Origin of the sequence: Vallitalea longa, assembly GCF_027923465.1 — a bacterium.
In the GTDB taxonomy this organism is placed as follows: Bacteria; Bacillota; Clostridia; order Lachnospirales; family Vallitaleaceae; genus Vallitalea; species Vallitalea longa.
In genome coordinates this window covers 24,377-41,019 of sequence record NZ_BRLB01000012.1, presented here as the reverse complement: position 1 = coordinate 41,019, position 16,643 = coordinate 24,377, and the positions used below count along the sequence as shown (strand labels likewise).

General features: G+C 32.7%; 14 protein-coding genes. 3 read left to right on the top strand and 11 right to left on the bottom strand.

Annotated features, from left to right (window positions below; all coding sequences use genetic code 11):
* Positions 1–159 precede the first annotated feature (159 nt).
* From QMG30_RS16735 to QMG30_RS16690, 10 genes are all read right to left on the bottom strand, one after another.
* On the bottom strand, positions 160–1,197 hold the full coding sequence (locus QMG30_RS16735) for an NAD-dependent epimerase (RefSeq protein ID WP_281817342.1): 1,038 nt from the start codon (positions 1,195–1,197) through the stop codon (positions 160–162).
* A 26-nt stretch (positions 1,198–1,223) separates the two neighbouring features.
* Positions 1,224–3,515, bottom strand: a complete 2,292-nt coding sequence (locus QMG30_RS16730; protein WP_281817341.1) for a glycosyltransferase family 4 protein — start codon at positions 3,513–3,515, stop codon at positions 1,224–1,226.
* 46 nt (positions 3,516–3,561) lie between these two features.
* Positions 3,562–4,635, bottom strand: a complete 1,074-nt coding sequence (locus tag QMG30_RS16725) for a glycosyltransferase (protein WP_281817339.1) — start codon at positions 4,633–4,635, stop codon at positions 3,562–3,564.
* A 108-nt stretch (positions 4,636–4,743) separates the two neighbouring features.
* Positions 4,744–6,291 carry a collagen-like domain-containing protein gene (locus QMG30_RS16720; protein ID WP_281817337.1) on the bottom strand — a complete coding sequence of 516 codons (1,548 nt, stop codon included), beginning with the start codon at positions 6,289–6,291 and terminating at the stop codon, positions 4,744–4,746.
* 75 nt (positions 6,292–6,366) lie between these two features.
* Positions 6,367–7,593, bottom strand: coding sequence for a glycosyltransferase family 2 protein (locus tag QMG30_RS16715; protein ID WP_281817336.1), 1,227 nt, complete (start codon positions 7,591–7,593; stop codon positions 6,367–6,369).
* Positions 7,594–7,606: 13 nt separating this feature from the next.
* Positions 7,607–8,278 carry a glycosyltransferase family protein gene (locus QMG30_RS16710; RefSeq protein ID WP_281817335.1) on the bottom strand — a complete coding sequence of 224 codons (672 nt, stop codon included), beginning with the start codon at positions 8,276–8,278 and terminating at the stop codon, positions 7,607–7,609.
* 27 nt (positions 8,279–8,305) lie between these two features.
* Positions 8,306–9,349 carry a glycosyltransferase gene (locus QMG30_RS16705; protein ID WP_281817334.1) on the bottom strand — a complete coding sequence of 348 codons (1,044 nt, stop codon included), beginning with the start codon at positions 9,347–9,349 and terminating at the stop codon, positions 8,306–8,308.
* Between the two features lie 15 nt (positions 9,350–9,364).
* Positions 9,365–10,660 (bottom strand): nucleotide sugar dehydrogenase, encoded by a 1,296-nt coding sequence (locus tag QMG30_RS16700; RefSeq protein ID WP_281817333.1) that lies wholly within the window; start codon positions 10,658–10,660, stop codon positions 9,365–9,367.
* Positions 10,657–11,163, bottom strand: coding sequence for a GNAT family N-acetyltransferase (locus QMG30_RS16695; RefSeq protein ID WP_281817331.1), 507 nt, complete (start codon positions 11,161–11,163; stop codon positions 10,657–10,659). The genes QMG30_RS16700 and QMG30_RS16695 overlap by 4 nt, the downstream gene beginning before the upstream one ends.
* 2 nt (positions 11,164–11,165) lie before the next feature.
* Positions 11,166–12,311 (bottom strand): DegT/DnrJ/EryC1/StrS family aminotransferase, encoded by a 1,146-nt coding sequence (locus QMG30_RS16690; RefSeq protein ID WP_281817330.1) that lies wholly within the window; start codon positions 12,309–12,311, stop codon positions 11,166–11,168.
* Positions 12,312–12,472: 161 nt separating this feature from the next.
* Here QMG30_RS16690 and QMG30_RS16685 point away from each other — a divergent pair, with 161 nt between their 5' ends.
* The 3 genes from QMG30_RS16685 (at position 12,473) to QMG30_RS16675 (ending at position 15,495) form a co-directional block, all read left to right on the top strand.
* Complete coding sequence (locus QMG30_RS16685) at positions 12,473–13,486, top strand: glycosyltransferase (protein WP_281817329.1); 1,014 nt, start codon at positions 12,473–12,475, stop codon at positions 13,484–13,486.
* 113 nt (positions 13,487–13,599) lie between these two features.
* Positions 13,600–14,448, top strand: a complete 849-nt coding sequence (rfbD, locus tag QMG30_RS16680; RefSeq protein WP_281817328.1) for a dTDP-4-dehydrorhamnose reductase — start codon at positions 13,600–13,602, stop codon at positions 14,446–14,448.
* A 33-nt stretch (positions 14,449–14,481) separates the two neighbouring features.
* Positions 14,482–15,495 carry a glycosyltransferase gene (locus tag QMG30_RS16675; protein WP_281817327.1) on the top strand — a complete coding sequence of 338 codons (1,014 nt, stop codon included), beginning with the start codon at positions 14,482–14,484 and terminating at the stop codon, positions 15,493–15,495.
* Between the two features lie 62 nt (positions 15,496–15,557).
* On the opposite strand, the gene QMG30_RS16670 is transcribed toward QMG30_RS16675, so the two are convergent.
* Positions 15,558–16,631 (bottom strand): DegT/DnrJ/EryC1/StrS family aminotransferase, encoded by a 1,074-nt coding sequence (locus QMG30_RS16670; RefSeq protein WP_281817326.1) that lies wholly within the window; start codon positions 16,629–16,631, stop codon positions 15,558–15,560.
* Positions 16,632–16,643 lie beyond the last annotated feature (12 nt).

Here is a 16,643-nt window from a genome sequence, read left to right as displayed (position 1 = left end):
TTCCTAATTTAATTCTATACTCACAATATGTAGATTATAATTGTAGATTGAATTAGGAATATTGTTCTATAGAAATCAGCGTAAGGTAATTATGCAATTATCTTAATCAATAAAAATCAAAACTAATTAACAATAACTATTTTTCATATATCATCAATGTCATAACTTATAATAATTCTTATACCAATCAACAAAATGAGATATCCCTTCTTCTATGGTAGTACTAGGAGTGAAATCTATATCTTTTTTGATATCTTCTATATCAGCATATGTCTTGGGCACATCTCCTGGTTGCATGGGTAAGTAATCCTTCTTGGCTTTTATGCCTAATTTACTTTCTAATACGGAAATGAAATATTCTAATTCAACAGGACTATTATTACCTATGTTATATATTTTATATGGAGCATAACTCTCATTACAATCACTAACACTATCCCCTCTATCATTACCCTGTGGGATATAAGGTATAATTCTGTAAATGCCTTCAACTATATCATCTATATAAGTAAAATCCCTTACCATCTTACCATAATTAAAGACTTTTATAGGTCTATTTTTGATAATGGCATCTGTAAACAGAAACATTGCCATATCAGGTCTGCCCCAAGGCCCGTAAACCGTAAAAAATCTCAAACCAGTTGTAGGTAGATTGTATAAATGGCTATAGGTATGTGCCATCAATTCATTGGCTTTCTTAGTAGCTGCGTATAGACTTACAGGATGGTCCACGTTATGACTGGTGGAAAAAGGTATTTTTTTATTACCACCATATACCGAACTAGAAGAAGCATATATGAGGTGCCTGACATCATACTCTTTACACGTTTCCAATATGTTCAAGAAACCTACGATATTAGAATCTATATAAGCTCTTGGGTTCTCAAGACTATACCTTACTCCTGCTTGCGCTGCCAAATTAATTACATATTCAATATGATTGTCTCTAAATATTTTATTGACCTTATGACTATCCTCCAGAGTAATTTTATAAAACTTGAATTCATCATATTCTTCTAAAATGGCTAGTCTGGATAATTTCAGATTAATATCATAATAATCATTGACATTATCCAACCCAATGACACTAATGTGCTCCTCCAATAATCGTTTAGCCAGGTGAAATCCAATAAAACCTGCACATCCAGTAACCAATACACTACTGTCATCAGGTAGATTCTTCAATAGACCTTTCACTTATCCTACTCCTTCCACTCAACTTATTATTCATATTTCAATTCATTGGTTTCATATCCAATTTTCCTGAAAAATTCTACATTCTGTAATATATTCTTATCAGTAGGATTAAAACTCTTAGCCAACTCGTTATATTCAAAAGATTTTTTTACTTTTCCCATATTATAATAGCATACACATAACTGTAAAAATGGTTTCCATGTATATGCTGCTTTATCAACAACAGGAAACTCATTATTTCTAGGTAGATCCAGTGTAGTAGCTAATTCATACCAGAAAGCAGCATCTTCATAATTCTTTTCCTGCAAGTATGTATACCCTATAAAGCAGCATTCCTCAGCTCTGGGAAGTGTATACTTGAATGTCATATAACAATACAATCTACAATCATCATACATACCTTTATAATAATAGCTGTAATATATTTTTCTATAGGCTTCTATTATCTTTTCTTTGTCACCGTCTTTATTATCCTCAACAAATTCCATAAAACTTTTTATTGCCTCATCATACAGTTTGTTCTCATATAATCTCACTGCATAATCAAAAGTCTCTTCCATAATATTTAACCCCTTTTTCTGATTTGACCCATCAACTAATTTTTCAGTTACACTTATGATATCTACTATGAATTCTTCAAATATTATTCCGTCACCATATATATTTATGTTTCTGACGATTTCTTCCCTCTTCGACTTATCATGAAATATATCAGGTATCAGAAGCTGTAAATAATATATGTCTGGATGATTGTGCTTAACATTATCAAGTACATCATTAATTATCTTCACAGATTCATTGAACCTCTTCAATTTTATTAGACAATATATTACCCATCTCTTGTATACCATATCCTCTTTAATATCCGGCTGGCTATTAATCCAGATTATTGTATCTTCATAATTCTCTGTTCTGATATTTTCATAGAGATATTTTGTATAATTATCTTTTATATCTAATTGATTTCCCTGGGTTTTAGTATATGAATATTCAACTGCACAGCTATGAGCATCTTCTCTATATGCTGCTTCTTCCCATCTGACAACAGAGAATTCATCTGTTATTTTATATTGAAAAGGAACATAGACCTTCCCGTTTGTAGTTGTTCTCAATATTTTAATGAACTTTTGGTAATCCTCATAAACTAAGAAATCTTCTTCTCTAACTCTTATCTTCCAGTCTTCTATCTTATTAAGATTTATTGTTTCATATTTATTTTTCGTGCAATAATAGGTGTACAGTTTATCAATTATGAATTCCCAACTGAATATTTTAACAGTCTCCAATCCATTTTCCATCAACTTATCCTGTAGAACCTTATCTCCTGCCAAGTCAATTATCCTATCAGCTATTTCATGTGGAGAATGACTTGTTATCAATGCATTTTCTTTATTAACTACATAATCCCTTACACCTATACAGTCAGTAGTGATAACTGGACATCCACAAGCCATAGCTTCTATTACAGGTAAAGAAAATGATTCATAATATGAACCGTTTACGAAAATCTCTGCATTCTTATATAATTTCCCGATATTTTCCTGACTAGGTGAAATAAAAACTTGAGAAATCACCTTATCATTATTTGATGAAGGGCTAACTGGTGTTATCCAATATAATTTCAGATCAGGCATTTGCTTTTTGACTATACTATAAGCGGCTATAATATCCTGTATACCCTTGAACTCAAGTCTGTCAGAACCCATCATCAATATATATCTATCTTCTACTTCTACGTCAATTTCATTATTGAATATATTTCTATCTATCCCATTATGAATAACATTGGCTTCTCTATGGAATATACTGTTAATCAATCTATCAGCTTCATTAGAAACTGTAAAAATATCGTTAGCCAATTGAAATTGAAGATTAATGAACTCTTTACTTTCTTTACTTAATCTGTCATTGCAAAAGAGATGAAAATCACCTTGTTCAAAATATATTACTGGTGCTAACTTGGTTTTCACACATTCTCCAATATGAGTATAATATGTTGCAATTATCAGATCACAATAGGGTATGCACATAGATAATTTGGTGGTGAATGGTACTTGGATATAATCACATTCAATGTTGAACCAGCTAGGCTTTCTGAAATAAGCCACTATAGTTACTTTCAATCCCTTTTCTATCAATCTGTTAGCTTGTTGAAATATAATTTTAGCTGCACCACATATTGTTGTATTACCCATAACATATACTACATGGAACTTATCATTACAATCTTCTTTCTTTACCAGTTTTTCTCTAGCATCATTGATATCCATATTTTGTACACGTGTATTGAAATCTTGTTTTATAATTTCATTAATCATATATAACTCCCATATTCAACAATATATTTAATGATTCATATTGAAACTACTCATATCCAAGCTCTTTAAAGAACTTTTCATTATATTTGATACTCTCGTTATCACTATTGTATATTGCAGCTATTTTATTGTGCTCATATGATTTGTCATTATCTCCAAGCTTATAATAACAGACACATAATTGTAGATGTGGTAGCCATGTATAAGCATTCTCATTGATAAAACCCCAATCACTTGTAGGTCTCTCTAATCTGGTAGCTAGTTCATACCAGAAAGCGGCTCTTTTATAATCCTTTTGATTGATATAAGATAAACCTAGTCTGCAACAATGCTCTCCTCTAGGTAAATCATATTGGAATGTTCTAAAACAGTATTTTCTACCTTCTTCATATTTTTTCATACGGAAATAGTAATCCGCTATCTTACCACATGCCACGATATTGTCCTCTATCCAACCATTATTCTCGTCAAGGTATTCATTGAATACTTCTATGCCTTCATCGTATAACTTATTGTCGAACAACTCTTTTGCATAATAATACTTTTCTCTAGGATTCAACTTATATCCTTCAGATATTTTTTGTTTATATATATTGATATTCCTCTGACCTACGTTATGAACTCTTCTGTGAGTTACACTTATATCAGTATTGCAAACTTTACCTTGCACATCTATATATTCGTGAACAAATCCATGCCATTTGAATTTTCTCTTTCTTTTTACTATCCTATTTCTTCTGAATCTAAGAATGACATTACCATCATCATCAAATGCATAATTATAGAACATAGAATATGCTTCATATTTTTTGTCCATATTTTCTTTTAATTTCTTGAATTTATTTCTATCTTCTTCCAACAGGACATCATCTGCATCCAACCATAGAATATAATCACATGTGGCCTTTGAGAAACTATAGTTTCTAGCAGCTGCAAAATCATTTATCCATTTGAAATCATATATTTTATTAGTATATTTCTTAGCGACTTTTTTAGTTTTGTCTGTTGAACCAGTATCAACTATTACTATTTCGTCTACAATATCGCTAACCGATGACAGGCAGTTATCCAGAACATCTTCCTCATTCTTGACTATCATACACAAACTTAGAGTTTTCATTGAATTTCTCCATTTAATAAAATTCTTCATGATATTATATGCAAAGAAATTTAATTAGCTACGGGAAATTAAATAAGGATACCCGTAAGCATCCTTATTCCATAAATACTATCTTAATTCTATATCAGCTATCTTACATATTGTTATAGCATAGTAATCTTGCATAACACCGCTACCTTGAGCTCTAAAAACTGCGATACCTAGGCCAACGCCTACAACAGTAATATTGGAAATGTTTTGGAACATTCCAGAAGCAAGTGTATCAACATTCACATCTGTGTTTATTAACATCTCTATTTCTTCTCTTAGTGGAGCTTCACAACATTCACATTCACCTAATATCGGTTCTGTTGGAGTTGTTAATCCATCTAATATCTCCTGTTCTGTTATGACAGTAGTATTAATTGTAAACTCTAGTGCTACAAGTTGACATATTGGTACTATGAAATCCGCTATTTGAGTTATATTATTAATAACTGGTGTCAATGGACTTTGATTAGTTCTTGGATCTTGGGTTGTTGTTGCAAAATCTACTGTGGTAATACCTAAATCAATTAAATTATCAATAAATTTTTCCCACGGTTCAACACAACATTCACACAAACCTGCTCCCGGAGGACCAGTGTCTCCTGTTGGACCGGTATCTCCTGTTGCTCCGGTGTCTCCCGTTGGGCCGGTATCTCCTGTTGCTCCGGTGTCTCCCGTTGGACCGGTATCTCCTGTTGCTCCGGTGTCTCCCGTTGGACCGGTATCTCCTGTCGCTCCAGTGTCCCCTGTTGGGCCGGTATCTCCTGTTGCTCCGGTGTCTCCCGTTGGACCGGTATCTCCTGTCGCTCCGGTGTCTCCTGTTGGACCGGTATCTCCTGTCGCTCCAGTGTCTCCCGTTGGACCGGTATCTCCCGTTGCTCCGGTGTCTCCCGTTGGGCCGGTATCTCCTGTTGCTCCGGTGTCTCCCGTTGGACCGGTATCTCCTGTTGCTCCAGTGTCTCCCGTTGGGCCGGTATCTCCTGTTGCTCCAGTGTCTCCCGTTGGGCCGGTATCTCCTGTCGCTCCAGTGTCTCCCGTTGGGCCAGTGTCTCCTGTTGCTCCAGTATCTCCTGTCGCTCCGGTGTCTCCTGTTGGACCGGTATTTCCCATTGGACCGGTATCTCCTGTTGGTCCTGTTGGTCCTGTTGGTCCCGTTGGTCCTGTTGGTCCCGTTGGTCCCGTTGGCCCCGTTGGTCCCGTTGGCCCCGTTGGTCCCGTTGGTCCTGTTGGTCCTGTTGGTCCTGTTGGTCCTGTTGGTCCTGTTGGACCTCTTTTACCTTTTGGTCCTGTTGGTCCTCTCTTACCTTTTGGTCCCCTTGGACCTCTTTCACCTTCTGGACCTCTTTCTCCTTCTGGACCTCTTTTACCCCTTGGACCTCTTTCTCCCTCTGGTCCTTCTGGTCCTCTTGGACCTCTTGGTCCTCTAGGTCCTCTTGGTCCTGGTCTTCCTATATCACCTTTTATACATAATTTAATAGGAGTACATATAATCTTACCATCTTTATCCTTTTCTTTTTTACACCTGAATAAAACATCATCATTACAACAATATCCTAAATAATCTAAACATTCTTTATCAGTATCATTATAATATTGGCAATCATGATAACCATCATATGGTTCTTTCAATATTCCTTCACCTCCTTAATTACAATATATGATAAAAGAATTAAGTTGGTTAAAGGTTGGTTAAAAGGTTTCATATTAGATTACAATCATATCCAACTCATTTGCATGATATACTATATATTTATTGACAAAATCACAATTGACACTAATGACTGAATCATATTCACATATGAATTCAATCAGGTCTATATGATTAACCGAATCATTCATAAAAGATACTTTCTGTTGATTCAATTTTTTTCCTATAATACCTCTAATCATATTTACTTTCTGATGAAAATGGAAATAATTATTTGGTATCCAAACATATATCTCTTCATTTTCATTGAGTTTATAAAGTACTCTTAACAGTTTATCTTTCCATCTGGAATATATATTATCCCAATTGGCAACTAACAGTATTTTATTTGTTTTTTTATTGTTAGTTTCATGTTTGACATCATAATCGAATTCATAAGGTATAAAGTGTTCTTCTCTACCATAATTATGTTCATCAACATACTTTTCTCTATTGACATATACTGAACTTTTTTGGGTATCTGTTGTCAATTCCCATTTTCTATGGAATTTGCTTCTATTTATTGTGACATAATGATTCATATTACGTCTTATGCTTCTAAAAGTTTTACTTCCCATATGATAAACAAAAGAATTGCCTGTTACAGCAATCTTATACCCAGCCAGTCTTGCTCTCAGACACCAGTCATCATCATCAAAATGACCTAACCCATAGAAAAAATCATTCCCGCCTATTGTTTCCAATACACATCTTTTTAATATTATACACGCACCTATGACACGAGAAGTATAGGTAACCTTATCTTTATTTTCCTTTATGAAATTTTCTGCGTACTTATTTATTTCTTCTAACGAATTAAGTCTGACACGTGTACTTTGAATACCAGAAGCATATGATAGATACGGAGCCGCAAAACCTATTTTTTTATCACTGGTGAGTAGATATACAATACCATTCAACCAGTCTTTTGGGAAAATGAGATCATTATTGAGTACTCCTATTATTTTCCCTCTACAATAAGATAATCCCATATTGACTCCAACGGGATATCCCATATTCTGTGGCAACTTGATGTTGATTATTTCAATATTTTTCTTGTTATATACTGTTTTAAGTTCATCAATTACTTTTTGAGTATCATCAACGGACCCATTGTCAACTACAATGATCTCTATACCTTTACCAATCACATTCACATCAAAAGATGCTATTAATGTCTCAACTGCTTGTTTTGTCAGCCCACTATTGTTATAACATAATATCACAAAGCTATAATAAGGCATATATCTATTCCTTTCATGATTTTAATTCATTTTTATATTCATCCAGAAATATCAATCTGTATTTTTTATAATCAGTAAGTTTCACAATACCACAATCATGGATACACCAAGGTACCTCTTGATACGGAACAGCAATTTTGTAATTTTTCTTACTGAATTCCATACATTGAGATATATCATAGAAATGCCAACCATCAAATATATCCTCTCTCCAAGGTATATCATATTGTGTTATCATCATTAGACCATCAATAGCAGCTACATAACTTAATCTGTCATTTCCTGCTTGTCTAAAATCAAGCAGTTCCTTTTTTCCTCTATGACTATCATATACTGTACCTACTTTTTTAACTGACCTCCACCAAACACCATCTGATGGTATATACTTAGAACCTATAACTCCTAACAATCCAATCTCCTCATGTTCTTGGAATATACCAATTATGTCATTCATGAAATTCTTATTGATTATGAATACATCCTGATGCAGATACACTTTATATTTGGCATCTGTTCTTCTTAATCCTTCATTATACCCTTTGGTCATACTTGATTGATTTCTTATGTCTATAATCTCAACAGTGAATTTATCAGGAACCAATAAAGCATTTATATAATGAATCGACTTTCTATATAGAGCATCATCATTAACACACATGATGAAAGCTATCTTATTTTCATTCATTTATTTCACCAAACTTTACTTTAACCATTATTTTTTTACTGATTTATAAGTTATCAGATATGGCATGGATTTCATTATCTCTTCTGCTATCTTCTCTATACTGAAATCTCTTACCAATAGATCATAAGCATTCTTTTTGATTCTATTTCTCATATCATTATCTTCAATCAATGAAATCAAACCATTAGTCCAATCTTCTATCGTATTGTTGACTAGCAATCCGTTTTCATTATCCTTGACAATATATGTAAAAGGTTCTACATTAGAATATATTCCTGCTGCATGTATTGATCCATACTCCAAAAATTTGTTGAAATATTTACAACAGTGGAACTTGGAATCCTTAAGTGGAGCAACAGCTATATCCCATTTCCTTGAAATCATGTATTTTATATAATCATCATAATTTCTCATATATGGTGAATACGTAACAGGTTTATTCCTATAAGTATGTGGATTGAGTCCACATATTTCTATTTTGACTTTCGTCTTATATTTATCAAGAACAGTAAGTAAAGGTTTTAATAACAACTTTTCTATGAAAGAACTATGGTCTTTTCCTCCAGCAAAACCAATAGTCAGAACATCATTGTCAGTTATGGCTTTACTATTCTTATTATATTCAAGTAGTACTGCTGGTGCCCCCGTTACACTTATTTTCTCGAATATATTTTTATATCTATCTCCTATATTATCATTAGTAGTCCATAGGCAATGGCTCGTATTCATTATTATTTTGACATTAGCTCTTATATTGGGTTTCTGAAAATATGATTTATTATAAGATCTTGACAGTTCACCTATGTTTAGTAAATCATCATCCAAATAATATATCACATACTTTCCCCAAGCCTTAGCTTTTCTTATATTGTTTACATCTATAGTTTCTGCTCCTCTAATGCTTATGACAACATCTGATTGTAGTATATCCTCCTCAGTGACACGTCTACTTTCTTTATATACGAAATTTATAAATTTCTTGTTCTGCAGGAATTGTAACGGTTTAATTACTCCTACTATAGCTGAGGGAATTGTATTGTAACAAAATGCTAGAATCTTAGTTTTTTCCACATTGACTCCCCTCTCTTATAATCTCCAATAATCAAATATTTTCTCCGATTCATTTTTATCGAATATACCTTTCACATCTATTAAAATTGGTTTATCTATTTCTTCATTATAATATTTTAATATATCTTCTACATCCATTTCTCTATACTGTTTATGTGAAACACATAGGATTATTGCATCCACATCTTTTACATCTTCCAGTTTCACTAGATTGAATTCATATTCCTTACTGACTTCTTCATTATCAGCTAATGGATCTGTAACTATGACATTGATCTCATATTTATTAAGTTCATCTATTACATCTTTGACTTTGGAATTTCTAAGGTCTGGAACGTCTTCCTTGAATGTCAATCCCATTATAAGTACTCTTGCATCTTTTATCTTGTGATTGTTTTCTATTAATTTCTTGACTGTTTTCTCAGCTATCATTTTACCCATATTATCGTTGATTCTTCTTCCCGATAATATCACTTCTGGTCTGTAATCCAGTTGTTGGGCTTTGTAAGTCAGGTAATAGGGATCAATACCGATACAATGACCACCAACAAGTCCCGGTGAAAAATTCAGGAAATTCCATTTGGTTGAAGCGGCGTCTAGAACTTCCCTAGTATCAATACCCATTTTGTCGAATATGATGGCAATCTCATTAACGAATGCTATATTGATATCTCTCTGGGAATTCTCAATAACTTTGGCAGCTTCAGCTACTTTTATGGAAGATGCTCTATATACTCCTCCATCTGTCAAAATACTATAAGTCTCAGCAATTATATCTAGAGTTTTTTCATCACAACCCGAGACTACTTTTTTGATTTTATCCACTGTATGGACTTTATCTCCTGGATTGATTCTTTCTGGTGAATATCCAACGTAGAAATCTTCTCTATATCTAAGTCCTGATTCCTTTTCCAGAATAGGTACACATATCTCTTCTGTGACACCAGGATAAACAGTGGATTCAAAAACCACTATTGACCCTTTGGTAAGATTGGAACCTACTATCTTGGTTGCGTTTTTCACTGGGTCAAGATCAGGAAATTTATCTGATGTAATAGGAGTAGGAACAGCAATTATATGAAACTTAGATTGTCTCAACATCTCTGGATCAGTTGTGAACATAATATCCCTTACATTACTTAACCTTTTCTCCCCCACTTCATTAGTAGGATCTTTACCTTGTCTATATAAATCTATCTTTTCCTGTTTAACATCAAATCCTATTACTTTTTTCCCTCTTTCAGCAAAACAAACAGCTAAAGGTAATCCTACATAACCTAATCCTATCACTGATATAACTTCTTTGTTCATCTATTTAACTCCATTCTAATTAATATCTTGTTATTAGCCCTATATCTATAACATATTCTAAATCCACATTTTTGGTATATGTTTATAGCGATTTCATTATCATCAAATACATTCAGATATATCTTATTCAGGTCAAGATCATCAAAAGCGAATTTGCACAATAATTGAACAACTTCAGATCCAATATTTTTCCCTATGGCTTCTTCCACACCAATAAATAATCTGCCGAATTCAGCCCTTTCATCATCAACATTATATATGGCCGCTATACCTACAGCTTGTTTTAAATCATTGCACTCTTCAATTATGAAAATATAGTCGTTAGGGATTTTCAGATAATCTTCATACCATTTGATCTGTTCCTCTATTGTTATCAATTCATTGTTGATGAACCATTTTCTGATTGATTCTTTATTTCTCCAAGTAACCACAGATTCTAAATCATTTTCGTTTAAAGGTCTTAAAAGAATCTTCTCACCATTTATAATATAATCATGTTCCATATTTAATCCTCCTTGATGCTTGAAGCCAATTTTATTACATTATTAGATATTTCTTCCACATCATCTTTCGTAAGCCTTAAGTGCAATGGAAGAGATATAATTCTTGAACTCAATCTATGGGCATTAGGACAAGTTCCTTTTCCATAAGAATATACACTGTATTCCGTATTATCTCTGTAATGTACTCCTGGATATATATCATTAAGGTTCAGTGCAACTAGAAGTTCATCTCTATTATTTACTTCAATAATATATAGATGTCTTGAACTCTCACATCCTTTTGATACTGGTACAGGCTTAACTAGATTCTTATGATACTTGAAAGCTTCATCATACCAAGACGCAATCTGCCTTCTGTATGCATTATCTTTATCAAGATATCTGAGTTGAACCAATGCGATACTTGCCATTATCGAATTCCCATGATATTTGTACCCTAGATAATCAACATCATATCTCCACTTATAAGTACCATTGTCAAGTGAACGACTATACGTATCTTTATTGATACCTAACCATGAGAATTTTCTAGCTATATCATCAAGTTTTTTCTCTTTGAAACATATCATTCCTGAATCGGCTGTAGGAAGATTTTTGACAGCTTGGAAGGAATATATGACAACATCCGCTTCCTTTCCAACTATCTCACCATTTAATCTTGTACCACTCATATGTGCCGCATCCAAGATTAATTTCAGATCATATTCTTTACAAATGTCAACAATCTCTTTGTATTGTCCAGTATTTCCTCCTAACCCTACGTACATTATCGCTTTGGTCTTCTTGGTAATCTTTTTTCTCACATCTATTGGATCCAAGCATAAATACTTGTCTACATCTGCAAAAACAATATTCAACTTTTCATATGCAATCGCATGGTTAGTGGAAATGAAAGTTAATGGAGTAGATATGATCTCGTCACCTTCGTCCCATTTGTATTCGTCTTTTAATATTTTTACCGCAAGATGCAAGCCAGCCGTAGCAGAATTAATAAAATGTGCATTAGGAAGCTTGGTATAATCTTTCCATTTATCTTCAAACTCTATAGTTTTGTATCCTAACCCTGTCCAACCTTTTTCTAGGCATTCTTTTATTTCTTTAAGGCATTCATCTACCCTAAAGGTCGGTACGAACAATTGAATTGACACTTCTACCACCTCTCTTTATGTCACTTCTAACTTTAATACAAGTGTTACTATATTATATTTTCTTCTATCCAAAACGTTACAATAAATCAAATAAATCAATCACTTAAAAGGCTAATAATAGATATAATAAATTAAGAATTATTTTGATGGTGGAAGATATTATGATTATTGGATTATCAAAAAAGCCAATAGGTAGAGGTGGAGCTATCTCATGGATTAGTGCTTTCAGCAAATATTGTATTAACAGCGGACATCAAGTTAAATATGATTACACTGAAGATATAGATGTTTTCTGCTCTGTTGCTAATTTCAATACTCCTGAAGAATTAAAATATTTAAAAGATAAAAATATTAGAATACTTCAAAGAGTAGGTGCAATATTTCTTGATTACAACTATGATAGAAAATCGATTATTAAAGAAGGCAATAATAAATTAAGAAGATTGATCTCTTATGCCGACCACCTTGTATACCAAAGTAAGTTTAGCAAAAACGTACTTTTTGGAAGTCTCTATAATGGTAAAGAACCTGACGGAGATATTATATACAACTGTACTAATAGTAAAATGTTTCATCCCAATGTAAGAACTTTGAGAAAAAGGAATGGTAAAAAAACCATTTTGACTAGTGCTTATTGGGGTTCTCCTAAGACAGCTCTTGACTCTATAAAATTGTTGATTGAAACAGCTAGAAGACTTCTATGTCATCCTGAGATAGAATTTTGGGTAATGGGGCTTGCATACCCAGAAGTAGATGCGTATATAAGAAAAGCTAATCTATGTAATATAACTAAATTGAATATTCTGCAACCTCTTCCCCGAAAAATAATGCCTAATTATATTAAAACGGCAGATATGGTTCTACATCTGAAAGCTCATGAAGGATGTTCCAATGCAGTGATAGAAACTATGAATGTAGGCACTCCTCTTGTAGGATTACAATCTGGAAGTTTACCAGAATTATTGGGAAATGCTGCTCTACTAGCAGAATGTACTAGTGATATAAGGCAATTTCCAAAAGTATCTATCGATGATTTAGTTAATAAGATCCTATTGACTCTAGACTCTGCTGATGAATATGGAAGTAGAATGCAAAAGAGAGCAACCCTTTACACTGAAGAGAATCAATTCAATCAATATATAACTATATTAGAGAACCTATACCACAATAGTTGAGTTTTGACATACGCTATGTCTTTTTTATTCACACTCACCTGACAATGTATCCTTAACCTAATTCTTTTTAGTAAGTATCTATCATATATTATATAAATTCATTAATTAATGAGGTGACTGATATACGCATTCTTATAACTGGTGCTAATGGTCAACTAGGTAATGATATTCAACTATTATCTAGTCATCATAGTATTATTGCTCTAGGAAAAGATGAACTTGATATAACTGATATGAATAACATACAAGATATAATTCTCAGAATTAAACCTGATATGATTATTAATTGTGCAGCATACACTAATGTAGACAATTGTGAAGATAATCCCCGTCTAGCTTATGACATAAATACTTACGGATGCTATAATTTGGCATTAACCGCAATTAAATATGATATATGTATTGTCCACATTTCTACAGATTATGTTTTTGATGGATCAAGTGATAAGCCTTATATAGAGAAAAATACCCCTAATCCTATCAACATATATGGAAAAACCAAATTACTTGGAGAAATAATAATAAAAACCATGTGTACCAGATATTTCATCATAAGAACATCTTGGATGTATGGACAAAATGGTACTAATTTCGTTAAAACAATATTAAATCTAGCCAATAAAAATGATATATTGAAAGTAGTAGATGACCAGATAGGAACTCCTACTTATACTATAGATTTAATCAATGCAATTCATAAACTAATATTGACCCATGCCTATGGAACATACCACATTTCAAATGGTGGCCAATGCAGTTGGTACAATTTTGCCTGTAAGATCATGGAACTGACAAAATGCAATAATAAGGTTATACCCATTAAAACAAAACAGTTGGATAGAGCAGCAGATAGACCTAAATATTCTGTTCTACAGAATAAGATGCTGGAGGATAATTTCGGTTATCATATACGTGATTGGCAAGAAGCATTACGTGAATTCTTAGGTAAAATTAAAACCTGATGGAATAAATTATTGACGTATGGAGTGATTAGATTGAAAGCTTATTTTTTTCTTATACCAAGTGGTAATTCAACTACTACTTATTCAAATAGATTATTTGCTGACGCATTAAAAAAACTGGGATATGATATACATATTATCTTTGATCTGAAAGAGAAATATAATATACTTGAAAATCCCGATTGTGATGCGATATTCTTTCAGAAAACCATACAATGTCCTGCTCATACAAAAAAGCATATACAGCATTTGAAGAATAAAATCAAACTAATTCATATTGATGATGATTTTCATGATATGAAATCAATAGAAAAATTAGAAACAATCAAAATGACCGATCTGATTCTTGTAGGAACCCATAGCCATAAAGAAGTTTTAAAAGAATATACTGATGTACCAATAGAAGTAATATCTTGTATGATTGATTTTGAGAACTATACTTATGTGAAGGCAAAAGACAAATTCAACAAACCACTAATAATCAGTTGGCAACAAGCATGTGCTGATGCTTATGTCAATGATCTATTGATGATTGCTGAACCATTAATTAGAATTCACGAAAAATATAATACGAGACTTCAACTTTATGGTTGGCATATGGGAAAAGATTATAGGGATCTAAGATATAAAATAACAGAAAAACTGCCTTTCGCCGAACTAATAGAATATGAACCATTCTCAGGATATCTTACAAACATTGTTCCAAGAATAGTGAACTCTGATATTTTTATCATGCCTTATATAAAAGACAATAGTAGATTAGGTAAAAGCGGTTTCGGTCTAAAAAGATTAATGTATTCTGGTCTACCTATCGTTGCTTCCGATACACAGCATCATAGAACTCTAATCAAAAATGGTATTAACGGTTTTCTAGCAGACACTGAAGAACAGTGGTATAAATATATGGAATTGCTTACTATCAGTCAATCCTTAAGAAAAAGCTTCTCCATAAAATCTAGAAACATTATTGAAAGAGAATATAGCAATGATAAAGTCATCAAGCATTTCATTGATGTCATAAATAGACATTATTATATATTTGATTGATTATCAATTCAACTCAAACCTAGTTATTCTACTAAGCTTGAGTTTTCTTTTTAGTTGCTTTGCTAAGATATGTTATTATTGATTATGTTAATTATTCTATCTTGTTCGCATCTTTCTAATGAATTATATATGGGTAGACATAAGATTCTCCTTGAAATATCTTCTGAGATCATTACAGAACAATTTTTTACATATGGTAAAGTATTGAGTGAGGGATAAAAATATCTTCTTGGAATGATTTCATTATCTATCAATTTATCTCTTATCTTCAACAGCTCAACTTCACTCTTTAATATGATTGGAAAATAACAATAATTCATTGAACATTTATTGTTAATCACTTGATATTTGATTGATTTTCTGTTCAGGCATTTTTGGTAGTATTCATATGTTTTCTTTCTTTTGCTGATTATTTCATCAATATCATCTAAAATACACAATCCCATAGCTGCTTGAAATTCACTCATTTTGGCATTTATACCTAATTCAATGACTTTTCCATTGTTGAAACCGAAATTGATCATTTCTCTTGCCTTATTGAAATACTCTTCATTATTGACTATTAACGCTCCACCTTCAATAGTATGAAATATCTTGGTTGCATGAAAACTTATAATTGAGACATCTCCATGATTAAGTATACTACTCCCATTATAGTTCACTCCAAAACAATGAGCCGCATCGTATATGACTTTCAGTTTATTTTTCTTGGCTATATACTCTATCTTTTCTATGTCGCAACCATTCCCGAATACATGTGTTGGAACTATGCATGATGTATTGGCTGTTATACTGGATTCAATTTTGTCAGGGTCTATATTCAAGGTTTCTTCTTCTATATCAACATATATGGGGTGTAACCCTTCCCATACCAGACTGCTTGTTGTCGCTACGAAAGAAAAAGGCGTAGTTATGACCTCACCTTTTAACGACAACATCTTATAAGCCACTTGAAGAGCCAATGTTCCGTTACTTACCAATATGATGTTATCAACTCCAAGATAATCCTTCAATTTATCTTCCAAATTTCTTAGAAGTTCCCCATTATTCGTTATCCATCCAGAATCATAGATCTTATCTATGTAATATTTGAATCTATTGATATCCGGTAAATAAGATTTAGTAACATTGATCATAAGTTAATTCGC